Source organism: Afipia sp. GW822-FHT04G07 (assembly GCF_058800765.1).
Genome location: NZ_JBXAMP010000001.1, coordinates 1040986 through 1061423 on the forward strand (window position 1 = coordinate 1040986; position 20438 = coordinate 1061423).

At 61.4% G+C, this 20438-nt stretch carries 23 protein-coding genes and 3 tRNA genes; 13 read left to right on the top strand and 13 right to left on the bottom strand.

The window, feature by feature from the left end; translation table 11 throughout:
* Positions 1-67 precede the first annotated feature (67 nt).
* Entirely contained in the window at positions 68-1918 is a 1851-nt protein-coding gene (locus tag AC1RKJ_RS05180) for a caspase family protein (protein ID WP_492790009.1), read from the top strand.
* A 132-nt stretch (positions 1919-2050) separates the two neighbouring features.
* Entirely contained in the window at positions 2051-3268 is a 1218-nt protein-coding gene (locus AC1RKJ_RS05185) for a serine hydrolase domain-containing protein (RefSeq protein ID WP_492790010.1), read from the top strand.
* Between the two features lie 144 nt (positions 3269-3412).
* On the opposite strand, the gene AC1RKJ_RS05190 is transcribed toward AC1RKJ_RS05185, so the two are convergent.
* From AC1RKJ_RS05190 to AC1RKJ_RS05210, 5 genes are all read right to left on the bottom strand, one after another.
* Complete coding sequence (locus AC1RKJ_RS05190) at positions 3413-4180, bottom strand: SDR family NAD(P)-dependent oxidoreductase (RefSeq protein WP_492790011.1); 768 nt, start codon at positions 4178-4180, stop codon at positions 3413-3415.
* A 44-nt stretch (positions 4181-4224) separates the two neighbouring features.
* A complete protein-coding gene (locus AC1RKJ_RS05195; protein ID WP_492790012.1) occupies positions 4225-4962 on the bottom strand; it encodes a histidine phosphatase family protein in 738 nt (245 codons plus the stop codon).
* Positions 4962-5747: an SDR family NAD(P)-dependent oxidoreductase gene (locus AC1RKJ_RS05200; RefSeq protein WP_492790013.1), complete on the bottom strand. Its 786-nt coding sequence runs from the start codon at positions 5745-5747 to the stop codon at positions 4962-4964. Before AC1RKJ_RS05200 ends, AC1RKJ_RS05195 begins: the two co-directional genes overlap by 1 nt.
* Positions 5748-5818: 71 nt before the next feature.
* The gene (locus AC1RKJ_RS05205) at positions 5819-6880 is read right to left on the bottom strand and encodes a phosphotransferase family protein (RefSeq protein WP_492790014.1); all 1062 of its coding nucleotides are present in this window, start codon (positions 6878-6880) and stop codon (positions 5819-5821) included.
* Between the two features lie 26 nt (positions 6881-6906).
* Positions 6907-8133, bottom strand: a complete 1227-nt coding sequence (locus tag AC1RKJ_RS05210) for an acyl-CoA dehydrogenase family protein (RefSeq protein ID WP_492790015.1) — start codon at positions 8131-8133, stop codon at positions 6907-6909.
* 247 nt (positions 8134-8380) lie between these two features.
* Here AC1RKJ_RS05210 and AC1RKJ_RS05215 point away from each other — a divergent pair, with 247 nt between their 5' ends.
* Entirely contained in the window at positions 8381-9055 is a 675-nt protein-coding gene (locus AC1RKJ_RS05215) for a TetR/AcrR family transcriptional regulator (protein WP_492790016.1), read from the top strand.
* A gap of 160 nt (positions 9056-9215) precedes the next feature.
* Here AC1RKJ_RS05215 and AC1RKJ_RS05220 read toward each other — a convergent pair whose 3' ends face one another.
* Entirely contained in the window at positions 9216-9515 is a 300-nt protein-coding gene (locus AC1RKJ_RS05220; RefSeq protein WP_492790017.1) for a hypothetical protein, read from the bottom strand.
* 371 nt (positions 9516-9886) lie between these two features.
* Here AC1RKJ_RS05220 and AC1RKJ_RS05225 point away from each other — a divergent pair, with 371 nt between their 5' ends.
* The 3 genes from AC1RKJ_RS05225 to AC1RKJ_RS05235 all read left to right on the top strand — a co-directional run bounded on the left by AC1RKJ_RS05225 (position 9887) and on the right by AC1RKJ_RS05235 (position 13027).
* Complete coding sequence (locus AC1RKJ_RS05225) at positions 9887-11695, top strand: carbamoyltransferase family protein (RefSeq protein WP_492790018.1); 1809 nt, start codon at positions 9887-9889, stop codon at positions 11693-11695.
* A 151-nt stretch (positions 11696-11846) separates the two neighbouring features.
* On the top strand, positions 11847-12218 hold the full coding sequence (locus AC1RKJ_RS05230; RefSeq protein WP_492790019.1) for a cyclic nucleotide-binding domain-containing protein: 372 nt from the start codon (positions 11847-11849) through the stop codon (positions 12216-12218).
* Positions 12215-13027, top strand: a complete 813-nt coding sequence (locus AC1RKJ_RS05235; protein ID WP_492790020.1) for an MBL fold metallo-hydrolase — start codon at positions 12215-12217, stop codon at positions 13025-13027. The genes AC1RKJ_RS05230 and AC1RKJ_RS05235 overlap by 4 nt, the downstream gene beginning before the upstream one ends.
* Positions 13028-13043: 16 nt before the next feature.
* Here AC1RKJ_RS05235 and AC1RKJ_RS05240 read toward each other — a convergent pair.
* Positions 13044-13117: transfer RNA gene (locus AC1RKJ_RS05240), tRNA-Gly, on the bottom strand.
* A gap of 127 nt (positions 13118-13244) precedes the next feature.
* On the opposite strand from AC1RKJ_RS05240, the gene AC1RKJ_RS05245 reads away from it, so the two are divergent.
* Positions 13245-13505 (top strand): DUF3551 domain-containing protein, encoded by a 261-nt coding sequence (locus AC1RKJ_RS05245; RefSeq protein ID WP_492790021.1) that lies wholly within the window; start codon positions 13245-13247, stop codon positions 13503-13505.
* A 29-nt stretch (positions 13506-13534) separates the two neighbouring features.
* Here AC1RKJ_RS05245 and AC1RKJ_RS05250 read toward each other — a convergent pair whose 3' ends face one another.
* Complete coding sequence (locus AC1RKJ_RS05250; protein WP_492790022.1) at positions 13535-13864, bottom strand: potassium channel family protein; 330 nt, start codon at positions 13862-13864, stop codon at positions 13535-13537.
* A 114-nt stretch (positions 13865-13978) separates the two neighbouring features.
* Positions 13979-14064: transfer RNA gene (locus AC1RKJ_RS05255), tRNA-Tyr, on the bottom strand.
* 217 nt (positions 14065-14281) lie between these two features.
* Here AC1RKJ_RS05255 and AC1RKJ_RS05260 point away from each other — a divergent pair.
* Positions 14282-15175, top strand: coding sequence for a TrmH family RNA methyltransferase (locus tag AC1RKJ_RS05260; protein WP_492790023.1), 894 nt, complete (start codon positions 14282-14284; stop codon positions 15173-15175).
* Between the two features lie 76 nt (positions 15176-15251).
* Here AC1RKJ_RS05260 and AC1RKJ_RS05265 read toward each other — a convergent pair whose 3' ends face one another.
* Together AC1RKJ_RS05265 and AC1RKJ_RS05270 are read right to left on the bottom strand one after the other, a co-directional pair.
* Positions 15252-15908: a hypothetical protein gene (locus tag AC1RKJ_RS05265; protein ID WP_492790024.1), complete on the bottom strand. Its 657-nt coding sequence runs from the start codon at positions 15906-15908 to the stop codon at positions 15252-15254.
* Positions 15909-15947: 39 nt separating this feature from the next.
* Positions 15948-16403 (bottom strand): hypothetical protein, encoded by a 456-nt coding sequence (locus tag AC1RKJ_RS05270; RefSeq protein WP_492790025.1) that lies wholly within the window; start codon positions 16401-16403, stop codon positions 15948-15950.
* A 269-nt stretch (positions 16404-16672) separates the two neighbouring features.
* On the opposite strand from AC1RKJ_RS05270, the gene AC1RKJ_RS05275 reads away from it, so the two are divergent.
* Entirely contained in the window at positions 16673-16921 is a 249-nt protein-coding gene (locus AC1RKJ_RS05275) for a hypothetical protein (protein WP_492790026.1), read from the top strand.
* A gap of 23 nt (positions 16922-16944) precedes the next feature.
* Here AC1RKJ_RS05275 and AC1RKJ_RS05280 read toward each other — a convergent pair.
* Both AC1RKJ_RS05280 and AC1RKJ_RS05285 read right to left on the bottom strand, forming a co-directional pair.
* A tRNA-Thr gene (locus AC1RKJ_RS05280) sits at positions 16945-17019 on the bottom strand.
* A gap of 179 nt (positions 17020-17198) precedes the next feature.
* Complete coding sequence (locus AC1RKJ_RS05285) at positions 17199-17399, bottom strand: hypothetical protein (protein ID WP_492790027.1); 201 nt, start codon at positions 17397-17399, stop codon at positions 17199-17201.
* A 165-nt stretch (positions 17400-17564) separates the two neighbouring features.
* Between AC1RKJ_RS05285 and AC1RKJ_RS05290 the strand changes: the two genes are divergently transcribed.
* The 4 genes from AC1RKJ_RS05290 to AC1RKJ_RS05305 all read left to right on the top strand — a co-directional run bounded on the left by AC1RKJ_RS05290 (position 17565) and on the right by AC1RKJ_RS05305 (position 20420).
* Positions 17565-17696 carry a hypothetical protein gene (locus AC1RKJ_RS05290; RefSeq protein WP_492790028.1) on the top strand — a complete coding sequence of 44 codons (132 nt, stop codon included), beginning with the start codon at positions 17565-17567 and terminating at the stop codon, positions 17694-17696.
* 161 nt (positions 17697-17857) lie between these two features.
* A complete protein-coding gene (locus tag AC1RKJ_RS05295; RefSeq protein WP_492790029.1) occupies positions 17858-18067 on the top strand; it encodes a hypothetical protein in 210 nt (69 codons plus the stop codon).
* An 85-nt stretch (positions 18068-18152) separates the two neighbouring features.
* The gene (locus tag AC1RKJ_RS05300; protein ID WP_492790030.1) at positions 18153-18713 is read left to right on the top strand and encodes a PRC-barrel domain-containing protein; all 561 of its coding nucleotides are present in this window, start codon (positions 18153-18155) and stop codon (positions 18711-18713) included.
* Between the two features lie 492 nt (positions 18714-19205).
* Entirely contained in the window at positions 19206-20420 is a 1215-nt protein-coding gene (locus AC1RKJ_RS05305) for a serine hydrolase domain-containing protein (protein ID WP_492790031.1), read from the top strand.
* Positions 20421-20438: the final 18 nt, after the last annotated feature.

The window sequence follows — 20438 nt, forward strand, 5'->3', positions numbered from 1 at the left end:
CAGGATAGACCAAAGTAAAACGAGCACCACGGACCTTTGTAACGTGAGTTAGACGGCGGAGCACACTTTGAGCAATTTTCACGAGGTCCATTTGCGCTTCCGATCCATTTTTCTGGCAACAGTGTTGTTGGCCGGGAGCTGCATTGACGCCCTCGCTGAAAAACGCGTCGCGTTGGTCATCGGAAACTCCGCCTATCAGGGCGTCACCCCGCTGACGAATCCCGCGAACGATGCCGCCGCCATGACGGCTACGCTAAAAAGCGCGGGCTTCGACGTGATCGATTCACGGCGCGACCTCAAGGCCAACGAGATGCGCCGCGCGCTGCGGGATTTTTCCGACAAGGCACGCGATGCCGACGTCGCGGTGGTCTATTACGCCGGTCACGGCATCGAGATCGACGGCACCAATTACCTGATCCCGGTTGATGCAAGCCTTGAGCGCGACATCGACGCTTATGATGAAGCTATCTCGCTCGACCGCATCCTGACGGTCATGGAGCCCGCCAAGCAATTGCGGCTCGCCATTCTCGATGCCTGCCGCGACAATCCCTTCAACAAGTCGATGAAGCGGACCATCGGATCGCGCGCGGTGAGCCGTGGTCTTGCCAAGGTTGAACCGTCCAGCCCCAACACCCTGATCGCCTTTGCGGCGAAAGCCGGATCGACCGCGTCCGACGGCGAAAGCAGGAACAGCCCGTTTACGTCCGCGCTGATCAAGCATCTGCCAAAACCGGGCCTCGATCTGCGCAAGGCGTTCGGCTACGTCCGCGACGACGTGCTGAAAGCGACCGCCAACAAACAGGAGCCTTTCGTCTACGGTTCGCTCGGCGGCAACGATGTCGCCCTCGTGCCGGTTGTCGCCACTCCGGCGGCCGCGACTGTTGCCCCTGCGGCGCCGACCGACGCGACCTCCGCGATCCGCCGCGATTACGAGTTGGCGCTTCAGGTGGGAACCCATGAAGCCTGGGACTACTTCATCGCCACTTATCCCGACGGCTTCTATGCCAAGCTGGCGCAGGCCCAGCGCAATAAGCTCGCCGCCGAGGAAGCCCGTCTTAAGGCCACTGAAAAGGCCCGGGTGGCGCAGGACGAACAGACGCGCCTCGCCATCGAAGGCGCGAAGGCCGCCGAGCAGGCCAAGGCCGCGGCGCAAGCCAAGGCTGCCGAAGAGGCACGCGTTGCCGCCGAGAAAAAGAAGGCTCTCGAAGACACGAAGGTCGTTGAAGCCGAGAAGGTGAAAGCCGCGGCGCAGGCCAAAGCCGCCGAGGACGCCCGCATTGCCGCCGAGAAGACAAAGACAGCGGAGGCAAAGGCTGCTGAGACAAAGGCTGCGGAGCAAAGAACGGTGGTCGCAACCCTAACGCCGCCCGATCAGGCAACCCAAACCGCGCCCAAAGCTGAACCTCCAACTGCTGTCGCGGTGGCCGACGTCCCTCGCCTGCTGCAAACCGAGCTGCGCCGCGTCGGCTGCAACACCGGCGCCGTCGACGGCAACTGGAATGCGGCCGCGCAGAAATCGATGGCGCTATTCAACCAGAGCGCCGGCACCAAGCTAGACGTCAAGGTGGCGAGCCTCGACGCGCTGGATGTCGTGAAAAGCAAAACGGCGCGCATCTGCCCGCTAATCTGCGACCACGGCTTCAAGGCCGACGGCGAGCGCTGCGTCAAGATCACCTGCAAGGCGGGCTTCGAGGTCGGCGACGACAATACCTGCGAGCGCATAGAGGTGAAGAAGCCGGTCGCCAAGCGCGATTCCGGAAAAGGAACGGCTGACAGACCCGCAGAACAGCCGAAGTCATCGGGCGGAGGTCAATACATCTGCGGCCAAGGCGGATGCCGGACAGTCGCAAAGGGCTGCCGGATCGAGCGAAGGCCCGGCTATCAAGGGATGATGTACAACGCCGAAGTCTGCGGCTAGGCGCAGCCCTCCCGCTCTCGATGTTGCCCTATCGCCACTGGCCAATTGCGATGTTCTGGACCAATCTCGGCATACCGCTGGGTAAGTAAGGCTTGCGCCTGCCGGCGAACACCAAGAAACGCCGGAGACCCCATGAACGTCCACGCATCGCCGACCGCCGCCAAAGCAACGCCCGCCCTTCCTTCCGCAAAGCCGGACAGCATCGGGCTTTCCCCGCTTCGCCTGCAGCGGATGCGCGACGCTTACCAGCGCGAGATCGACAAGGGCACGACGCCCGGCGTGGTGTCGATGGTCGCGCGGCGCGGACAGATCGGCTGGTTCGAAGCACAGGGCAAGCAAAATCCCGCTGACAGCGCGCCGATGGCGACGAACAGCATCTTCCGCATCTTCTCGATGACCAAGCCGCTGGTGTCGCTCGGCATCATGATGCTGGTCGAGGACGGCTATCTGCTGCTGAACGATCCGCTTGCGAAGTACATTCCGGAATTCGCCAGTCAGAAGGTCGGTATCGAGCGCAACGGCCAACTCGAGTTTGCACTGCCGGTCCGCCCGATCACGATTCAGGATCTGTTGCGCCACACTTCGGGCATCTCCTACGAGATCACCGGGGCCGGCATGGTGCAACGGATGTATGCGAAGGCGAAGACCTTCCGCCGCGACATCACCAGCGAAGAGCACGCCAAACTGATCGCCAGCATGCCGTTGATGTGCCAGCCGGGCGCGGAATGGAACTACAGCCGCTCGACCGATATTCTGGGCCGCGTCATCGAGGTGGTCTCCGGCAAGACACTCAGCGCCTTCCTCAGCGAGCGCATTCTTAGCCCGCTCCAGATGAACGAGACCGGTTTTCACACCGCGGAAAGCAACAAGCCGCGCATCGCAGAGCCTTTCCCCACCGATCCCTGGACCGGCGACAAGGTGGCACTGTTCGATCCGCTGGAAATTCCGAAGATGGAATCCGGCGGCGGCGGACTGGTGTCGACCGCGATGGACTACGCCCGCTTCTGCCAGATGCTGCTGAACGGCGGCGCGCTCGACGGCAATCGCATCATCGGACGCACGACACTCGCGTTGATGGCGTCCAACCATCTCGCTTCAGGCGTCAAGGTGGAGTCCCACCTGCTTCCGCCCGGTCACGGGTTCGGCCTCGGCTTCGCCGTCCGAACCGATGCAGGTCTGGCCCCATATGCGGGCTCGGTCGGGCAATTTTTCTGGAGCGGGGTGGCGGGCACGTTCTTCTGGATCGATCCGAAGGAAGACCTGTTCGCGATCTTCCTGTCGCAGGGTCCGGGCCAGCGCGAATACTTCCGCACGCTGGTGCGCAGCCTCGTCTATGCGGCCGTGGAGTGAACTTCTTGCCCCGGACGCGGCGCAACGTGAAACGTTGCGACGCTGATCCGGGGCCGTTGCAAGAGCAATCTTTCGTACGGTCCCGGCTCTGCGGAGCAGCGCAAGCGCGCTGCACCGCGTCCGGGACAAGTGACCGCCAATGATTCAACTAATCGTTGCGCCGCCGTCGATCACCATCGACTGGCCGGTCATGAAGTTGCCCGCGGCCGAACCCAGGAACACCGCCGCGCCTGCGATTTCATCGGGAATGCCGATGCGCAGCAGCGGCGAGCGCGCGGTGGACGCCTTCAGATTATCGGGATTGTCCCACAGCGCCTTGGCGAAATCGGTCTTGATCAGGCCCGGCGCGATGCAATTCACGCGCACATTGTGCGGGCCGTACTCACACGCGAGATTGCGCGCGAGCTGCATGTCGGCGGCCTTCGAGATCGCGTAAGCGCCGAGAATGGTCGAGCCCTTCAGGCCGCCGATCGACGACACGATGATGATCGAGCCGTCCTTGCGTTCGATCATCTGCGGTACAACCATGCTGATGATCCAGTTGTTGGCGACGATGTTGTTGCTGAGAATCTTGTTGAACTGATCGTCCGAGATACCGGCAAGCGGTCCGTAATACGGATTCGACGCCGCGTTGCAGACCAGCACGTCGATCTTGCCGTAGGCCCTGGTGCTCTCATCGACAAGGTTCTGGAGATTCTCCTTGCTTGAAATATTCGCGGCAACGGCGATCGCCTTGCCCTTTCCGTACTTGTCGTTGATCTCTTTAGCGACCTGATCGCATTGATCCTGCTTGCGCGACGAAATCACGACCTTCGCGCCGTGCTCCACCATGCGCTCCGCAATGGCGCGGCCGATGCCTTTGGTCGATCCGGTGATGACTGCCGATTTTCCGGTCATGTCGAACAAGGTCATGCGTTTCTCTCCCCTGTGATGTTCCGGCGTGGCGCCGTTATTGATTATCCGAGCTTGTTGGTGACTTCCGGCCCGGCCGGCTGATGCATGGCGTCGTGGGCATGGCTTGCGATCCACGGCTGCTGGTTGATCATCGGCACGCGCCAGCCGCTGTGCCCCTCACTCGACAGATAATCCAGCCGCGTCACAGAACAATTATCGATGGTGAAGGCAAAGCCTGCGCCTGCTTCAAGCCCGAGCGCGTGCGCGATGGCCGCCTTGATCGGGCCGCCATGCGACACGCAGATGACGTCCCTGCCCGCGTGAGCGGCGTTGATGCGCGCGATACCGGCCACCGTCCGGTCTGACAGATCGTTGAAGCTCTCACCGCCCGGCGCGCGTTCGTCGGCGGGCGCGAACCAGTAACTTGCTATCGACGCCGGACGCGCCGCGAAGAACGCCGCACGGTTCATGCCCTGCCATTCGCCGAGATCCTGCTCGGCGAAGGCCTTGTCCTGATGCATTTGATCGGGCTTTGCCAACCCCGCCGCCCAGATCGCAGCGGCGGTTTGATGCGTGCGCTTCAGGTTGCTGGAAAACCAGACGGCATTCCGCGGCAGGAATTTCGCAACGCCCGCGAACACGACCTTGTCGCTGCAATCGCAGCCAATGTCGGACTGGCCATAGATATTGCCACCGTCCTCGCGCACCGGCGCGTGACGCACCCACCACCAGCGCGTCGACGTGACGCCCGCAGGAACGGCGTGCTGCGCGACGAATGGTTTGGCGGGAGACTGCGACATCAGATCGGCTTGCCGGCGTAAGGCATCGACGCGGTGAGCCCGCCGTCGACCGGAAACGCCTGACCGTTGACATAGGATGCCTCGTCGCTGGCGAGGAACAGCCCCATCGCCGCGAGTTCATGCGGCCGGCCCGGACGCTTGAGCGGATTGAGCTGACCGATCTTGCCTTCGGTGCCGCGCTCCTTGGCGTTGTCGAAAATCGGTTTGGTCATACCGGTCTCGATCAGTCCGGGGCAAACCGCGTTGATGCGGACGTTGGTGCCCGAGAGAGAATACGCCGTGGTCTGCACAAGGCTGATGACACCCGCCTTGCTCGCGGCATAGGGATGACCGCTGGCGTTCGCCTTCAGGCCCGCTACCGATGCCGTGCAGACAATCGCGCCGTGCCCCTGCTTCACCATGTGCGGAATCGAATGCTTCACCGCGAGGAACGGCCCGATCAGGTTGACACGCAGGACTTCCTGCCAATGCTCCGGCGTCTGCTCCGCAAGCGGGATCAGCCCGCCGCCGATTCCGGCGTTGGCCCAGATCGCATCGAGCTTGCCGTAAGTTGAGATCGCCTTCGCGATGTAGGCCTTCACATCGGCCTCGGATCCCGCGTCCGCGATGACAGCCTCGGCGGTGCCGCCGGCCTTGCGCACCTGCTCGACGGTTTCCTTCACGCCCTCGGTCTTGTCCACCGCGATCAGCTTCGCGCCTTCCTTCGTGAACATCAGCGATGCCGCGCGGCCGATGCCGCTGCCTGCGCCGGTGATGATGACGGACTTGCCCTCGAGGCGACCCATGACGTTCTCCGGAGTTTCAGGAATTGAAAATGCGCGCGATGCCGCGCCACACTGTATCTGTCTTGATTGCGTTAGCTGGCGCCCGCCTTCTGCGCGTAAGCCCATGACGCCTGCGCCAGCGGGATGCGCCGCGACGCGGACTCAGCCGCCTTGGCGTTGGCTGCGGTGCCGTCCTGGATACGCTTGGCAATTCCTTGCACGATGCCGGCGAGCCGGAACAGGTTGTAGGAGAAATACCAGTTGAGGTCGGCGATCGGCGGCACGCCCGCCGCCTTGCAATAAATCGCCTCGGCCTCTTCCATGTTCGGAATGTTGAGCGCCTTGAAATCCGCGCCTTCCAGTCCCGGCATGGTCCACTGCATCAGCAGGTAGGCGAAATCCGCCATGGGATCGCCGAGCGTCGACAACTCCCAGTCGAGCACGGCCTTCACCTTCGGCTTGTCCGAATGAAAGATCATGTTGTCGAGACGATAATCGCCGTGCACCACCGAGACGCGCTTCTGCTCCGGCACCGTCTTCGGCAGCCATTCCATCAGCTTGTCCATCTCCGGAATCGGATCGGTTTCCGAGGCGCGGTACTGCTTGCTCCAGCGGTCGACCTGACGCGCGAAATAATTGCCCGGCTTGCCGAAGTCGCCGAGGCCGATCTTGTCCGGCTCATAGCTGTGCAGCTTCGCCAGTGTTTCGATCTTCGACGTGAACACCGCCCGCCGTTCGGCAGGCGCAAGATCCGGCAACGTCGGATTCCAGAACACGCGCCCCTCTTCCATCGACATGATGTAGAAGGCCGCGCCGATCACGGCATCGTCCATGCACAGAGCATAGGCGCGCGCGACCTCGAAGCCCTGCGCATGCAGGGCCGCGATCACCTTGAACTCACGATCCACGGCGTGAGCCGACGGCAGAAGTTTGCCGAACGGCTTACGCCGCATCACGTAAGAGGTCTTCGGTGTGTCGAGGCGGTAGGTCGGATTCGACTGCCCGCCCTTGAACTGCGTGATCGTGAGCGGCCCTGCATAACCCTCGACATGCGAGGCCATCCAGTCGGCCAGATTCGCTTCATTCACACGATGGCGCTCCTCCACCGGCATTGTGCCGGAGAAATCAGCGTCGTTCCTCACACCGAGACCCATACCGTCTCCCAATCTTTTTATTTCAGTTATTGATTGGAATACTTCCGAAGCTCAAGCCGCGCAATGGCCCGGTTGTGAACCTCGTCGGGTCCGTCCGCCAGACGCAGCGTGCGGATGCCAGCGTAGGACTTCGCGAGACCAGCTTCGTCGGATACGCCCGCAGCGCCGAATGCCTGGATTGCATCGTCGATGATCTTGAGCGCGATGTTCGGCGCCGCGACCTTGATCATCGCAATCTCGAGTTGCGCGGCCTTGTTGCCGACCTTGTCCATCATGTCCGCCGCCTTGAGGCAGAGCAGACGGGTCATATCGATATTGGTGCGCGCTTCGCCGATGCGCTGTTCCCACACCGACTGCTCGATGATCTTCTTGCCGAACGCCGTGCGCGAGGACAGACGCTTGACCATTTTTTCGAGCGCAGCTTCGGCTGCGCCGATCGTGCGCATGCAATGATGGATGCGGCCCGGACCGAGGCGGCCCTGAGCGATTTCGAAGCCGCGGCCTTCGCCAAGCAGGATATTGCTGGCTGGCACGCGCACATTCTCGAGCAATATCTGCGCATGGCCGTGGGGCGCGTCGTCGAAGCCGAACACCGGCAGCATCTTCTCGATCGTGATGCCGGGCGTGTCGAGCGGAACGAGGATCTGCGACTGCTGCTGGTGCTTCGCAGCGCCCGGATCGGTCTTGCCCATCAGGATCGTGATCTTGCAGCGCGGGTCACCTGCGCCGGATGACCACCACTTGCGGCCGTTGATGACGTAGTGATCGCCGTCGCGCTTGATGCTGGTTTCGATGTTGGTCGCGTCGGATGACGCCACCGCCGGCTCGGTCATCAGGAACGCAGAGCGGATTTCGCCGTTCATCAGCGGCTTCAGCCACTGGCGCTTCTGCTCCTTGGAGCCATACCGCATGAACACTTCCATGTTGCCGGTATCTGGCGCCGAGCAGTTGAACACTTCGGAGGCCCAGTAGAAGTGACCCATCTGCTCCGCGAGCGGCGCATACTCAAGGTTGGTCAGGCCTGCGCCGCGGAATTCATCGTCTTCATGCTCGTTTGGCGGCATGAACATGTTCCAGAGGCCTTCGGCCTTCGCCTTCTTCTTCAGGTCTTCGAGGACCGGAATCACTTTCCAGCGGTCACCCTTGGCGTCCTGCTCCTTGTAGATCGGAGCCGCGGGGCGAACGTGCTTGTCCATGAACGCGATAACGCGGTTGCGCCATTCGTTCTGGCGATCAGACATCGTGAAGTCCATGGGAGGTCCTCTCTTGTTGTTAATTGGAAGTCGTCTTGCAACACTCGCAACCGGCTGTCCACCCGACATGAACGTCAGCACTATTGACGTTGTCTCATTTCGGTTGTGCCGCCTTGCCGCGCCGCAATCTTGCTGATAGGTTGATTTCATACATTTGTTTGAATGGCAAGCGACAATCAAACGAATGTTTTATTTCATTCCGCAGTGTGGAATGCGCGCTGGCACCTCTCACTTTTGCATGGCTTCGATGTCGAGCGATCAGACGAAAACCGCAATTCTCACCGCCGCCGAGATGCTTTGGGCGGACCGCAGCTTTGGCGAAGTCACCATGCGCGACATCGTCGCCGCGGCCGGCGTCAATCTCGCGGCGGTGAACTATCATTTCGGGTCCAAGGACGAACTGCTCGCGGACCTGTTCGTCAGCCGCACCACGGTGCTGAACCGGGAGCGCTTCGCCGAATTAAAGGCTGCCGAGCTGGACGGCGGTGGCCGCCCCAGCGTCGAGGCGATCCTGCGCGCACTGGTCGGCCCGCCGCTGCGCTGGTGCCTCAGTCCCGATTTGCAGCGTTCTGCAGCCGCGCGGTTCATGACCCGGGCGTCGGTCGAGACGGTGCCGCCAATCAAGAAGATCGTCGATCGCGAGTTCCGGCATCTCCAGCGATTTGCAACCGCGCTTCGCGTGGCCCTGCCCCATCGCGACGAGGCCGACATCTACTGGGGGCTGCACTTCGCGCTGGCGATGATCCGGCAGACCATCACCGACAGCGAGCGGCTGAAAAAACTGTCGGGCGGGCTGTGCGATCTCAACGATACCGACGACATCATCCGGCGGATCGTCTCCGTTGCGCGGGACGCCCTGGTGGGTGGCTCCAACGCCGCCGCGCCGATCGCGGTCCGTGCGTCGGGACTTCGCAAGTCCTGACGTCATTCCGCGCTGGCTCGTCTCGCGCCGGCGCGTCGCGCGTTCATGATCTCAAGGCACTTGATAGTCTCAAGACAAAAAGAAAGTGCGGCGGAAAACCGCCGCACTTTGCAATTCCTGGCACCTCGCGTTGCGCAAACGCCCGCGATTGAACTGCCGATCAATATGGGCAGATCGTCCGGCCCCAGCGCGGGCTCCAGTAGCAGCCGCGCACCGCAGGAGCGACGAAGCCAAAGCCGTAACCTCGGCCGCGGCCATACCCGCGTCCGCGACCGCGGCCCCAACCGCCACCTCGCCCACGTCCGCCGCCACGGCCTCTGCCGCGCGCTTCTGCCGTCGTCGACGTCGCCGCCGAAACCAGCAATGTCGAGCCGATCATACTGACCGAATAGACGAGCACCAAAGCCAGCGCCGCAAGACTGCGCTTGAAAAAGTTCGAACGTGTCGTGTTCTGGGCCATATGAGGAACCTCCAATTTCCGAGAAGCGCCTTAGACACTTCTTCGCATTTGTCGCTTCAGGCCTGCGTCCCGTTCAGGCAAGTTCTCAAATTCGATGATCCAAATAGCGGAGCATCGCACGATTCATCCGGAGCAAGACTAGGGGCAAGTCCCCTCGCCGGTCAAGCAACGGCACGATCCGACACAACAATGTCTTGCGCTTTAAGTTCCCGAAAACGCCAAACATTGTCTTCATCCGGCCGCGCACTATGCTGATCGAATAATGAATACCGGATGAACCATGGATACCTTCGCAATTGCGAGATGTTCATGAACCCTTCAGGCAATTGCCATCACTAATTTGTAGCCAGGTCGCTCCCGAAAGTTGGTCCATGCCTAAAAAACATACCTATGTTCTCGGCCTCAATACTTACGACCATGATGTCAGTGCTTGTCTTTTACGGGACGGCGAGATTGCCTTTGCGATCGCCAAGGAACGCATCACCCGCGATAAGCACGCCAGCGGCTTCTACAAGGACGTCATCGACTACTGCCTCAACGCCGAAGGCATTTCGCTGGACGACATCGATCTGGTTGTCCGCAATTGTTACATCCTGCCCGTTCCCGAAATGGAGGAGCGGCTGATCTATCAGGATCTGCCGGGCTTCCTGCCGGAATATGAACGCGCCGACGCCAAGAAGCACCCCTGGTTCCGCTCAAACTCCGACAAGGTGGTGTCGATCTCGCATCACCTCGCCCACGCCTACAGCGCCTTCGCGGTCTCCCCTTACGACGACGGCGTCATCATGATCGTCGACGGCGTCGGCAGCTATCGCTCCGACGTCAACGAACCGTTTCCCGAGACCGACACGGCCACGCCGCTGGCCCGCGAGTCCGAGAGCTATTACAAATTCAACGGCACGAAGCTCGAGTGTCTCAAGAAAGTCTGGATGGAGCCGGACCGCGGCTTTCTCAGCGACGAATTCTACAACATGCCCGGTCTGGGCGCGCTCTACAGCCGCGCATCGACCTACATCTTCGGCGACTGGAACAAGTGCGGCGAGTTGATGGGGCTCGCCCCCTACGGACGCCGCGAAAACGTCAAGCCGCTGATGCAGCTCAAGGACGGGAAGCTCGACGTTCCGCGTTGGAGCGCCGACCTCAACAAGCCGTTCGTGATGGACAGCGACCAGAAATGGGAAAGCAGCCCGTCGATGAAGCACTGGGAGGATCTGGCCTGGCGCGTTCAGGACGATACCGAGAAGGTGCTGCTCGGCCGCGCCGCATGGCTGCGTGAAACCACCGGCGCGACAAATCTCTGTATTGCCGGCGGCGTCGCACTGAACTGCGTGGCCAACGGACGCATCGCGCGCGAGTCGGGATTCCCGAATGTCTGGATTCAACCGGCCGCCGGCGACGACGGCATCGCCATCGGCTGCGCCTATTACGGCTGGCACGAGATCTTGAAAAAGCCCCGCACCTTCGTGATGAAACATTCCTACGTCGGCAGGCCCTACACCGATGCGGAAGTGAGCGCCGCAACCAGCAAGTTTCTCGTCCGCATCCAGACCACGCAGACGCAAAGTGACAACATCGCGAAGGACACGGCCAAACTGCTCGCCGATCAAAAGGTGATCGGCTGGTTTCAGGACAGATCCGAGTTCGGACCGCGTGCGCTGGGCAATCGCAGCCTGATCGCCGATCCGCGCAAACCCGAGATGAAGGACATCCTCAACAGCCGCGTCAAACATCGTCAGCCGTTCCGGCCGTTCGCGCCGATCGTGCTTTACGAGCGCGCGAAGGAAATTTTCGAAGGCGAGGAAGACTCGCCCTTCATGCTGATCGCCAAGAACGTCAGGCCGGAATGGCGCGACAGGATTCCCGCCATCGTCCACGTCGACGGCACGGCGCGGGTTCAGACAGTCCGCGAAGAAACCAATCCGACGTTGTACCGGCTGCTCAAGGAATTCGATGCTCTCACCGGCGTGCCCGTGCTGATCAACACGTCGTTCAATGTGAAAGGCGAACCCATCATCGAGACGCCGCGCGATGCCGTGATCTGCTTCCTGACCACCGGCATCGATCATCTCGTCATGCACAACACGCTGGTCTCGAAGACCGCGCTGCATAAGGTCGTGGGGCCGCTCGTGAACACCTACACCGATGTCGCCACCATGGTGGTGTCCAACATGAAAGCGTGATGCCGACGCCGTCGCGCGCTGCGGCCAAAGCCGCGCGCAGCCCTGCATTTTGTGCTCTGCGATAACGGCGTCTGCCCGGGACGGATCGATTGCGTCCTCCGCATTAGTGCCTAATATGAAGGCAGGACCGGCGCCAGAAGGCTGGGTGCTCATGACAATCGAAAAGTGCATCGACGAATACGACGCCTCGGAGGTCGTTTTCGAGGAGGGATCGGCTGGCCGCGAATTGTTCGTGGTGCTGAGCGGCAAAGTCGACATCGTCAGGAATGCGGGAGCGGACAGGACGCTGCTTGTCACCCTCGGCAAGGGCGAGTTCTTCGGCGAGATGGCCGTCATCGACGGCTCGGTGCGTTCGGCGACGGCGATCGCGGCAGAGGCTGGCACGCGGGTGATGCGCATCAATCACGCCCGCTTCGTGTATCTCGTCAGTCAGCAGCCGGCTTTCGCGCTGATGATCATGGACGCGCTCAGCAAACGGTTGCGCGCGTCGAACGCGGTCAACTTCAGGACCGCAGCGCCATGAGCGAGCGCAAGCCATCTCCTTTTCCGATCCTTCTCAACAACGATGTCTGCTCGCTGATACAAGCCGCCGAGGATGTCTATCAGATCCGGTTCAAGAACCGCGCCGCCAACGCCTATCTGGTCCGAGGCAGCAAGCGGACGATCCTGATCGATGTCGGCCTGTCCTCGAATTTTCCGCAGTTGCAAGAATGCCTGCGGCATGCCGGCGTCGAACCTCCCGACATCGACATGGTCGTGCTCAGCCATGAGCATCTCGACCATATCGGCGCGGCGTTCCATTTCGGCGGCAGAACGATCATCGCGGCCCACCGTCTGGCCGCGAACAAAATCATGCTGCGCGATGACTTCTCGATGCTGCGCAAGATGTTCAACGAGCCTGACGTTCCGATCGACATCGACATCTGGCTTGAAGAAGGCAACCTGATCGATCTCGGCAACTTCAAGCTGAACGTGATGTACACGCCCGGTCATACCTCGGCGTGCATCAGTCTGTTCGAGCAGGACAAGGGATTGCTGTTCGCCGCTGACACGCTGATGCCCGGAGGTGTGATGGGCGGCGTGTTCGGGTCTGGAAGCATCAGCGACTACATTCAATCGCTGGAGCGGCTGCGCGGACTGAACTCAAAAATCCTTCTGTCCGGGCATGGCCGGCTGTCGGATACGCCTCAAGACGACGTGAAAATCGCAATCCAGCGCTCGCATGCGCTGCTGTCGGACACGGCGCAACTGTTCGATGCGCTGGATGCGCGGTCGAATTTCGAGCCGATCATGCAGTCGGTGCGCGATCTCAACAAGCTCGACGATTCGTGAGGCGTGCTGCGTGTTTTGGAGCGGGTGAAGGGAATCGAACCCTCGTATTCAGCTTGGAAGGCTGCTGCTCTACCATTGAGCTACACCCGCGGCGCGGCGAGCACTAGCATGGCCGCTCCGAGGTCTCAACAATTACGATTTGCGCCAGAAGGCGGCCGGAACCATATGCCGGACTGGCGGTTTTTGCTGTAACCCCCTCGAACTGGGAGAATCTGTGATGCGCAATGCAATTTTGGCCGCACTGGCCCTCTCAGGCGTCGCGCTCCTCGGCGTCGGATCTGCCGAAGCGAGGACCTATCGCTACTGCATGGTCGAAGGCGGCTGGCGGTCGTCCGGTCCCGGCACCTGCTATTACGATACCTATGCGCAGTGCATGGCGAGCGCATCGGGCATACGGGCCTACTGCCAAGTCAATCCCTTCTACGCCTTCGCCGAAAGGCCGCAGCGGCGAGGCCGCCGGGTTTATCGCGAGTACTGAGCAGCGTTCGGGATTCGAGGGCGTGGTCGTTAGCGGTCGCGCTCCCCACGCTCCCGGTACGATCCAAGGCGTGACAGAAACGCCAGCACAAGGCCGATTCCGAACAGCGAAAATCCCATCGTGAATATCTTGGACAGTCCCGTCGTCGGCCCGAGCGTGGCATCGCCCACGGTGGTGAGAGCCACCACGCTGAAGTAAGCCGAATCCAGCCACGACCAGCCTTCGACGGCGTGATAGAAAATCGAACCGGTCAGCAGCGACATCAGCAGCAGAAAAACGATCGCCTGAAACTCGGGATCGCGCAGTCCGTACCAGAAGCCCAGAGACAGACGGACAAGCCCCAGACCCAGCGATCTCATCGATTCGACCTCGTGCGGGAATTCCCCCGAATCGAAGTCTACACATTTGCGGCCGGGCATCGTCCACTGCCCCAAACAAAAATCGCCCGGAAGTGGCTTCCGGGCGATTTAATATGGTGGGGGAAGAAGGACTCGAACCTTCGAAGCCATACGGCGGCTGATTTACAGTCAGCTCCCTTTGCCACTCGGGACACTCCCCCGCTTGACGCCATCGACACCCTCATCCACCCGAACGGGGGTGGCTGAATGGCCATGGATGACGGTAAAAAGCGTGCCCGTGAACGGGCGCCCGGTCGGCGCGTTTATGGGCGAAGCGGCGGGGTAAAGTCAACCAAGGCAGTGATAATTGTGACATTTCCATCCGCGCTGCCCGAAGCCTGAAATTGCCATTATTTCAGCGCCGTGGGACAAGGCCCCATGAGCGATCGAGATCGAAAATCACGCTTCAAGGGTCCGAAAACAGGCGGACGCGGCGGCGACCGTGACCGCGAACGTCAGGGAAGCCATCAGGGCGGGCAAGGGAAACCGCAGGGCGGGCGTCCCTCCTGGCGCGACCGCGATGCCAAAGGAGCCTCGAAGGGGCACGGAAAGGGCGACGGCCCGGTCGTCCTTTATGGCTGGCACACCGTCGTCATGGCGCTGGCCAATCCCGAGCGCCGTATCCGCAAGCTGTTCGCCACCGAGAACGTCGTCCGCCGGCTGACCGAAGAGAAAATCGACACCCGCGTGCCGCCGGAACTGGTGCATCCGGGCGACATCGACCGCCGCCTCGGTCCGGATGCCGTGCATCAGGGTCTGCTCGTCGAAGCGGATCCCCTGCCCGGCCTGCATCTCGATGAACTGCCGCAGGACGGCATCGTGCTGGTGCTCGACCAGATCACCGATCCGCACAATGTCGGTGCGATCCTGCGCTCGGCCGCAGCCTTCGGCGTCAAGGCGATCGTCACCACCGGGCGGCACAGTCCGGAAGCAACGGGCGTGCTGGCGAAATCCGCCTCCGGCGCCCTCGAGCTTGTGCCGATTGTCGAAGTTCCGAACCTGCACCGCGCGCTCGGCGAGATGAACGACGCGGGATTTCTGACGGTGGGCCTCGACAGCGAAGGCCAGCACAATCTCAGCGCGGTGCCGTTGCACGCGCCGTTGGCGCTGGTGCTCGGGGCGGAAGGCAAAGGGCTGCGCCAGTTGACGCGTGAAACCTGCGGCCTTGTCGCGCGCATGGACATGCCCGGCGCGATCAAGAGCCTCAACGTCTCGAACGCTGCCGCGCTGGCGCTCTATATCGGTGCGAGCCGTCTCGGCCTGATGGGCTGACGTTTCAACGGGATCAAACAAACCGCCCGCCTGCACGATGCAGGCGGGCGTTGTTGTCTCGACGTTTAAGTCGAACTCAGAACTTGTAAGTGTGCGGCTTGTTGTGGCCGGGGCGAGCACCGCGCGGGTTCATGAAATGCGGGTTACTGCGGGTCACGCGCGGACCATACGACATCGAACGGCCCGGAGCATAGAAGCGCGGCGCGTAACCGGAACGGACAGCGTGTCCATAACGATAGCTTGGACGCGCGTAGTACCGCGACGTGGCGCGATACGGACGGTAATGGGAGCGGTAGCCGCGATAATGATGGCGGCGGTGGAAGCGATAGCTGTAGACCGCCGGTCCCTGCACGTCCGGCGCGCCATCGTAATAGTGGCTGGTCGCGTTGCCGTAAGGGCCGCCGTCATAGCCGTAGCGATAGGGCCTGCCGTAATAGCGAGAACCGATCACCGCACGTTCCTGATAGGTCGGCACCGGCGCGTAGTTGCCCGGTCCGGTGAAGGTCGGGCCCTGGTTGACCCAGTAGTACTGCGGACCTGCCGGATCCGGCAGACGCTCGCGCACTCCGTAACCATAGTCATAACCCTGATAGCCATAACCCTGATAGCCATAGCCGCTGTAACGGTAACCACCGCCGCACGGGTCGATCACCGCACACGCCTGCGCGGGTGCCGTCGCCATCGTCGCGGCAAACGCCGCTCCCGCAATCAATCCTGCAATCGTCTGACGCATTACTCTCTCCTGTTGGACTCTTTTTTGTTTGGTTGTCTGTTATTTCAGATCGGGCCGGAAACCATTTGGCCGATAGCTGGGGCGCGGCCGCGGCGCTTCGATAACCACCGGATTGTCGGGGATGTCGTAGTGCGGCTGCGGCGCCGGCGGTGCGGACTGCGCGGACCACGAACGGTGGTAACTCTCCGCCGGCTCCGACACGCGGCGAGGCTGCTCGATCTCAAGACGGCCATAGCCCGGTGTGCGTCCGGCGGTCGGATAGTAGTGACCGACTTCGCGGCCGATGTAGCGGTCCCAGCCGCCATAAACGCGATCGGCATTCTTGAAATGCTTGGCCAGACCCCACTCGCCTTCAACGATGGCGTAAGACGCGTCGCGCCCGTTGATCATGACGGGAACGCCGGCGCGGCCGGGAATCACGATCAGTGGCCCGGTGTCGGCCAACGCCGCCGCCGAGGTTCCGATCAACAGGGTCAGTGCGATGATAGTGCGCATGAAACGAGCCTTCGATTGAGGCGCCACCCTAATCCAGCCCGCACTTGCAGGTGTTAAAGGGCCGCTCCAATCGTCAGGTAAGCCTAACGCGTAAGCATCAGACGCCGTTCAATTGTGAGGAATTTCAATAAGGTTTTGGAAAGTTGAAGGTTAACGGACGATCCCGTCCGGCCCTCAGAACCGCGGCATGACGCCGGTTGGGTGATTTGCCATGCTCATGTAAAAGACCGGCGCAGACATGACGTCGCATACCGATAAGGAAATCGAAAATGAGTGCAGGGCAGCCGAGCGAAGCCGAGCTCAAGGCCATCCAGACGACCGCCGGAGACATATTCGCGCTTCTCACAAAGCTCCCGTACCCCGCTCATGCGGCCAATGCGCTTTGCATCGCGAACGTCCTGGTGCTGGAGAAGGCCGCCGAGGCTTCGACCGACAAGGCGGGCCTGGCCCGAACCGTGTCGTCCGAAATGGGCGAAGCCATTTTCAACATGTGGTCGGCGCGGAATGTGAAGGCCTGACCGCGGGCGAAATGGCCAGTGTGTGGTGCCGGTTGAGAGGATTGAACTCCCGACCTTCGGTTTACAAAACCGCTGCTCTACCGCTGAGCTAAACCGGCACGGGGGAACAGCTATCAGCGCCGCCGCGCCGGGACAAGACCGCAGACAGCCGCCGGGGCCAGGTCCCGGCAGCCGCCCAAGAAAATTGCCGCCCACCCAATTAGGGCAGCGCGGCAATTTTATCGGCAGCCCGAGCGAAATTACTTCTTCATTCCGTCTTTCGCCACGCCATCCTTTTTCATGCCGTCATGGCAGCACCGCTGGTCGCGCCGGCCTTGTTGATGCTCTTCGGATCGGAGGGATTCGTTCCGCTGGTTCCAGCCTGAGGCGCATTGGTCATTCCCGGATCGGATGGGTTCTGCTGCGCCGTCTGCGCCGACACAAAACCAGTCGCCACGACCAAAGCCGACGCAGCCGAACTTGCTGTCAATTTCCGCATCAATTGTTCTTACCCTGTTTCGTTTCACCTACTAGCCGTCAACAATGCGCGATGTTCCAAATACGCGGCCGGTTTTTCCGATTTGCGCCGCCGCGTATTTTGCGTCACCAATGTCCTTAACAGCAAGAACATGGGCATCGCGTCGGTGCACAACGGAGATTTCCGATGAGCGAGAGTGGCGGATTTCGCGCGCACCACAAATACATGATCGCTGCGGTCGGCGTGATCGCGGTTCTCGCCTTCCTTTACAACCTCGGTGTTTTCGACATCTGGTCGACCGAGCAGCTCGCCAAATAGCGCGGCGCCGGGCGCGGAAAATTTTCGCGGCCACTTGCCCCGAACAGCGAAATGCCCTGTGAATTGCGTGGAAAAGCCGCTTCGCCTTGGAACGGTCACGGTCTCGTCACCGTTACTGACGCAGGTATACCAGCGATTCAGTCAAATCGGATGAGGCGATCATGACTTTGGTAAAGCGACATGACGACCGCTATGAAAATGCACTGGATGACGTTATCGCCCAGTGCGGCGGTGACACGCGAGGCGCGTTGATGGCCCTCTTGGCCGCCAACGAATATCTTGAAGCGCAATTGCACAATCTGCACGCCGCCATCGAAACCGGCGAGGTTCCGTTGCGGTCCGAAAAGATACCGCTTCACCTGCTAAATTGACGCGCACGAATAACAATTGTTCCCGGAACATAAGCAAGCGGTTTGGGTTCTTCCGTTTCAATCGATTTGTTGAAAGGAGAATCCAATGATTGCGAAATATATGGCGACGGCTGTACTTGGAACCGCATTGATCGGCGGTGCAGCTTTCGCACAAACGGCAACAACTCCCGCATCTCCTGACACCGCTGCTTCACCGCCGGCCGCGTCATCGTCAGCGATGAATGCGATCAGCCTCAAGGACAACTGGCGCGCTTCGAAGCTCGTCGGCCTTGCGGTCTACAACGACTCCAACGAGAAGCTCGGCGATATCAGCGAAGTCCTGGTCGACAAGAGCGGCAAGATCAACGCCGTGATCATCGGCGTCGGCGGCTTCCTCGGCGTAGGCCAGCACGACATCGCGGTATCATTCGACAAACTGAAATGGGTCAACGAGCCTGTTCGGGCGGCCTCAGCCGATCGCACAACGCCCCCCGGCGCGCCGGCTTCGTCGTCAACCACCGCAAGGCCGTCGACAACAACGGGCGCGGCGGGCAGCGGAGCGGCCAGTGCCGCCAGGGATAACTGGTATCCCGACCACGCAATGATGAGCGGTACGAAGGAGCAGTTGAAGGCCCTTCCTGCGTTCAAATATTCGGATGCCAAATGACAAAGGCAGCGTGATGCTGTCTGACGTCTAAAGACATACGGCCGGATTCAGTTCAACGAACTGGATTCGGCCGCTCCCTCTTGCGCGCCATCACAGACAGGCCGCCGGAATTCGTCGCCTTAGAGATAGGCGCTCAGGCACCACGCATTGAGCCCAGCCGCGACCGTCAGGGTCAGGACCAGCACCGTATCGACGGCGAAGTACTCAGTGGGGACCATTCTGAGAATCATCTTTGTCATGCGGTAATTTCAACGCCGACTCCGGCAAAGAGTCTCGCGCATTGTTTTTCGTGAGTCCCCTTGCCAGTTTTGCCTTTTCGAGTCCGATTCTCTCTCCCTCCCCGCGCCCGGGCACCGGTGTTGTGCGGCGCAGTGTTGTCTTGCGCCGATTAAACCGCACAATACGGCTGCAAAGGGCTCCGGTCGTCGGACGGCTAAGCCCAAGAACAACAATGAACCGGGCCACCCCCAGGACCGGCCTCCGGAGACCCACATGTCCGCTTCATCTCCCGCCAAGAAACTCGAAAAGAGCCTGATGAACGAATTCCCGCCCGCGCGGGACAAACTGGTGACGCTCGCGAACTGGCGCACCCAGCCTTATAGCGACTGGAGCTTCCACAACGTTCGCCGGCTGCTGCCGACGGCAGACATCGCCGCCTCCGCAAATCCAGCTCCGCTGGAAAGTTCGCCCGTTGAAATCGGTCACGTCGCATTCGACGGGATCGGCGGCAAGGCCACGACGCTGCGCGAGGCGCTTCGCACAACCAGCACCAAAGGCTTCGTCGTTCTCCGGCGCGGGCGGATCGCAGCCGAATGGTATGCGAATGGAATGGACGCGCGGACGCCGCACATCGTGTTCTCGGTCAGCAAGTCGATCTGCGGCGCGCTCGGCGGAATTCTCGCCGACAAGGGCTTTCTCAACCCGAACCGGCCGGTGACCGACTACGTGCCGGAAGTCTCGTCCTCGGTTTATGGCGGCTGTTCGGTCCGCCACCTGCTCGACATGTCGGTGGGCATCGCGTTCACCGAGGATTACGTCGATCCGGACGGCGACGTCGCCCGTTACCGCCGCGCGGTCGGATGGGATGCCATCAAGCCGGGCCAGAGCACCATGGCGCTGCGGGAATATCTCGCGACTCAAAAAGCAGACGGCAAGAAACACGGCGACACGTTCCATTACGTTTCGACCAACACCGACCTGCTCGGCTGGGTTTATGAGCGTGCCGCCGGCCGCGCCCTCTCCGACCTGCTCAGTGAATATCTCTGGAAACCGCTCGGCGCGGAAACCGACGCCTATGTCACGTTGGATTCGGAAGGCGCGATGCGCGCCGCCGGCGGAATCTGCGCCGGTCCCCGCGATCTCGCCCGGTTCGGAGAAATGATCCGGCAGCGCGGCGTGGCGAACGGCACGCAGGTGGTGCCGGGCTGGTGGATCGACGACATCAATGACAACGGCGATCCGGCGGCATGGGCGCGCGGCGAATTCGCCGGGATGTTTCCTGATGCGGCCTATCGCAGCAAGTTCTACCAGATCGACCGCAAGCGGCACACGCTGTGCTGCATCGGCATCCATGGCCAGTGGATCTATATCGACCCGATCAGTGAACTTGTGATCGTGAGGGTCGCCGCAGAACCGATCCCGCTCGATGTGGAGAACTACCGCGCATGGCGGCGCGGCTTCGCGGCCATCGTGCAGCATTTCTCCTGACGGCGGAACGGCGCGAGC

Bases quoted from the DNA above. Each gene is read 5' to 3' on its own strand.
- AC1RKJ_RS05245 (WP_492790021.1), top strand. From the start codon at position 13,245: ATGCGCAATGCAATTTTGGCCGCACTGGCCCTCTCAGGCGTCGCGCTC.
- AC1RKJ_RS05285 (WP_492790027.1), bottom strand. From the start codon at position 17,399: ATGCGGAAATTGACAGCAAGTTCGGCTGCGTCGGCTTTGGTCGTGGCG.
- AC1RKJ_RS05275 (WP_492790026.1), top strand. From the start codon at position 16,673: ATGAGTGCAGGGCAGCCGAGCGAAGCCGAGCTCAAGGCCATCCAGACG.
- AC1RKJ_RS05270 (WP_492790025.1), bottom strand. From the start codon at position 16,403: ATGCGCACTATCATCGCACTGACCCTGTTGATCGGAACCTCGGCGGCG.
- AC1RKJ_RS05210 (WP_492790015.1), bottom strand. From the start codon at position 8,133: ATGGACTTCACGATGTCTGATCGCCAGAACGAATGGCGCAACCGCGTT.
- AC1RKJ_RS05305 (WP_492790031.1), top strand. From the start codon at position 19,206: ATGTCCGCTTCATCTCCCGCCAAGAAACTCGAAAAGAGCCTGATGAAC.
- AC1RKJ_RS05185 (WP_492790010.1), top strand. From the start codon at position 2,051: ATGAACGTCCACGCATCGCCGACCGCCGCCAAAGCAACGCCCGCCCTT.
- AC1RKJ_RS05200 (WP_492790013.1), bottom strand. From the start codon at position 5,747: ATGGGTCGCCTCGAGGGCAAGTCCGTCATCATCACCGGCGCAGGCAGC.
- AC1RKJ_RS05235 (WP_492790020.1), top strand. From the start codon at position 12,215: ATGAGCGAGCGCAAGCCATCTCCTTTTCCGATCCTTCTCAACAACGAT.
- AC1RKJ_RS05265 (WP_492790024.1), bottom strand. From the start codon at position 15,908: ATGCGTCAGACGATTGCAGGATTGATTGCGGGAGCGGCGTTTGCCGCG.
- AC1RKJ_RS05295 (WP_492790029.1), top strand. From the start codon at position 17,858: ATGACTTTGGTAAAGCGACATGACGACCGCTATGAAAATGCACTGGAT.
- AC1RKJ_RS05260 (WP_492790023.1), top strand. From the start codon at position 14,282: ATGAGCGATCGAGATCGAAAATCACGCTTCAAGGGTCCGAAAACAGGC.
- AC1RKJ_RS05205 (WP_492790014.1), bottom strand. From the start codon at position 6,880: ATGGGTCTCGGTGTGAGGAACGACGCTGATTTCTCCGGCACAATGCCG.
- AC1RKJ_RS05215 (WP_492790016.1), top strand. From the start codon at position 8,381: ATGTCGAGCGATCAGACGAAAACCGCAATTCTCACCGCCGCCGAGATG.
- AC1RKJ_RS05225 (WP_492790018.1), top strand. From the start codon at position 9,887: ATGCCTAAAAAACATACCTATGTTCTCGGCCTCAATACTTACGACCAT.
- AC1RKJ_RS05220 (WP_492790017.1), bottom strand. From the start codon at position 9,515: ATGGCCCAGAACACGACACGTTCGAACTTTTTCAAGCGCAGTCTTGCG.
- AC1RKJ_RS05300 (WP_492790030.1), top strand. From the start codon at position 18,153: ATGATTGCGAAATATATGGCGACGGCTGTACTTGGAACCGCATTGATC.
- AC1RKJ_RS05195 (WP_492790012.1), bottom strand. From the start codon at position 4,962: ATGTCGCAGTCTCCCGCCAAACCATTCGTCGCGCAGCACGCCGTTCCT.
- AC1RKJ_RS05190 (WP_492790011.1), bottom strand. From the start codon at position 4,180: ATGACCTTGTTCGACATGACCGGAAAATCGGCAGTCATCACCGGATCG.
- AC1RKJ_RS05250 (WP_492790022.1), bottom strand. From the start codon at position 13,864: ATGAGATCGCTGGGTCTGGGGCTTGTCCGTCTGTCTCTGGGCTTCTGG.
- AC1RKJ_RS05290 (WP_492790028.1), top strand. From the start codon at position 17,565: ATGAGCGAGAGTGGCGGATTTCGCGCGCACCACAAATACATGATCGCT.
- AC1RKJ_RS05230 (WP_492790019.1), top strand. From the start codon at position 11,847: ATGACAATCGAAAAGTGCATCGACGAATACGACGCCTCGGAGGTCGTT.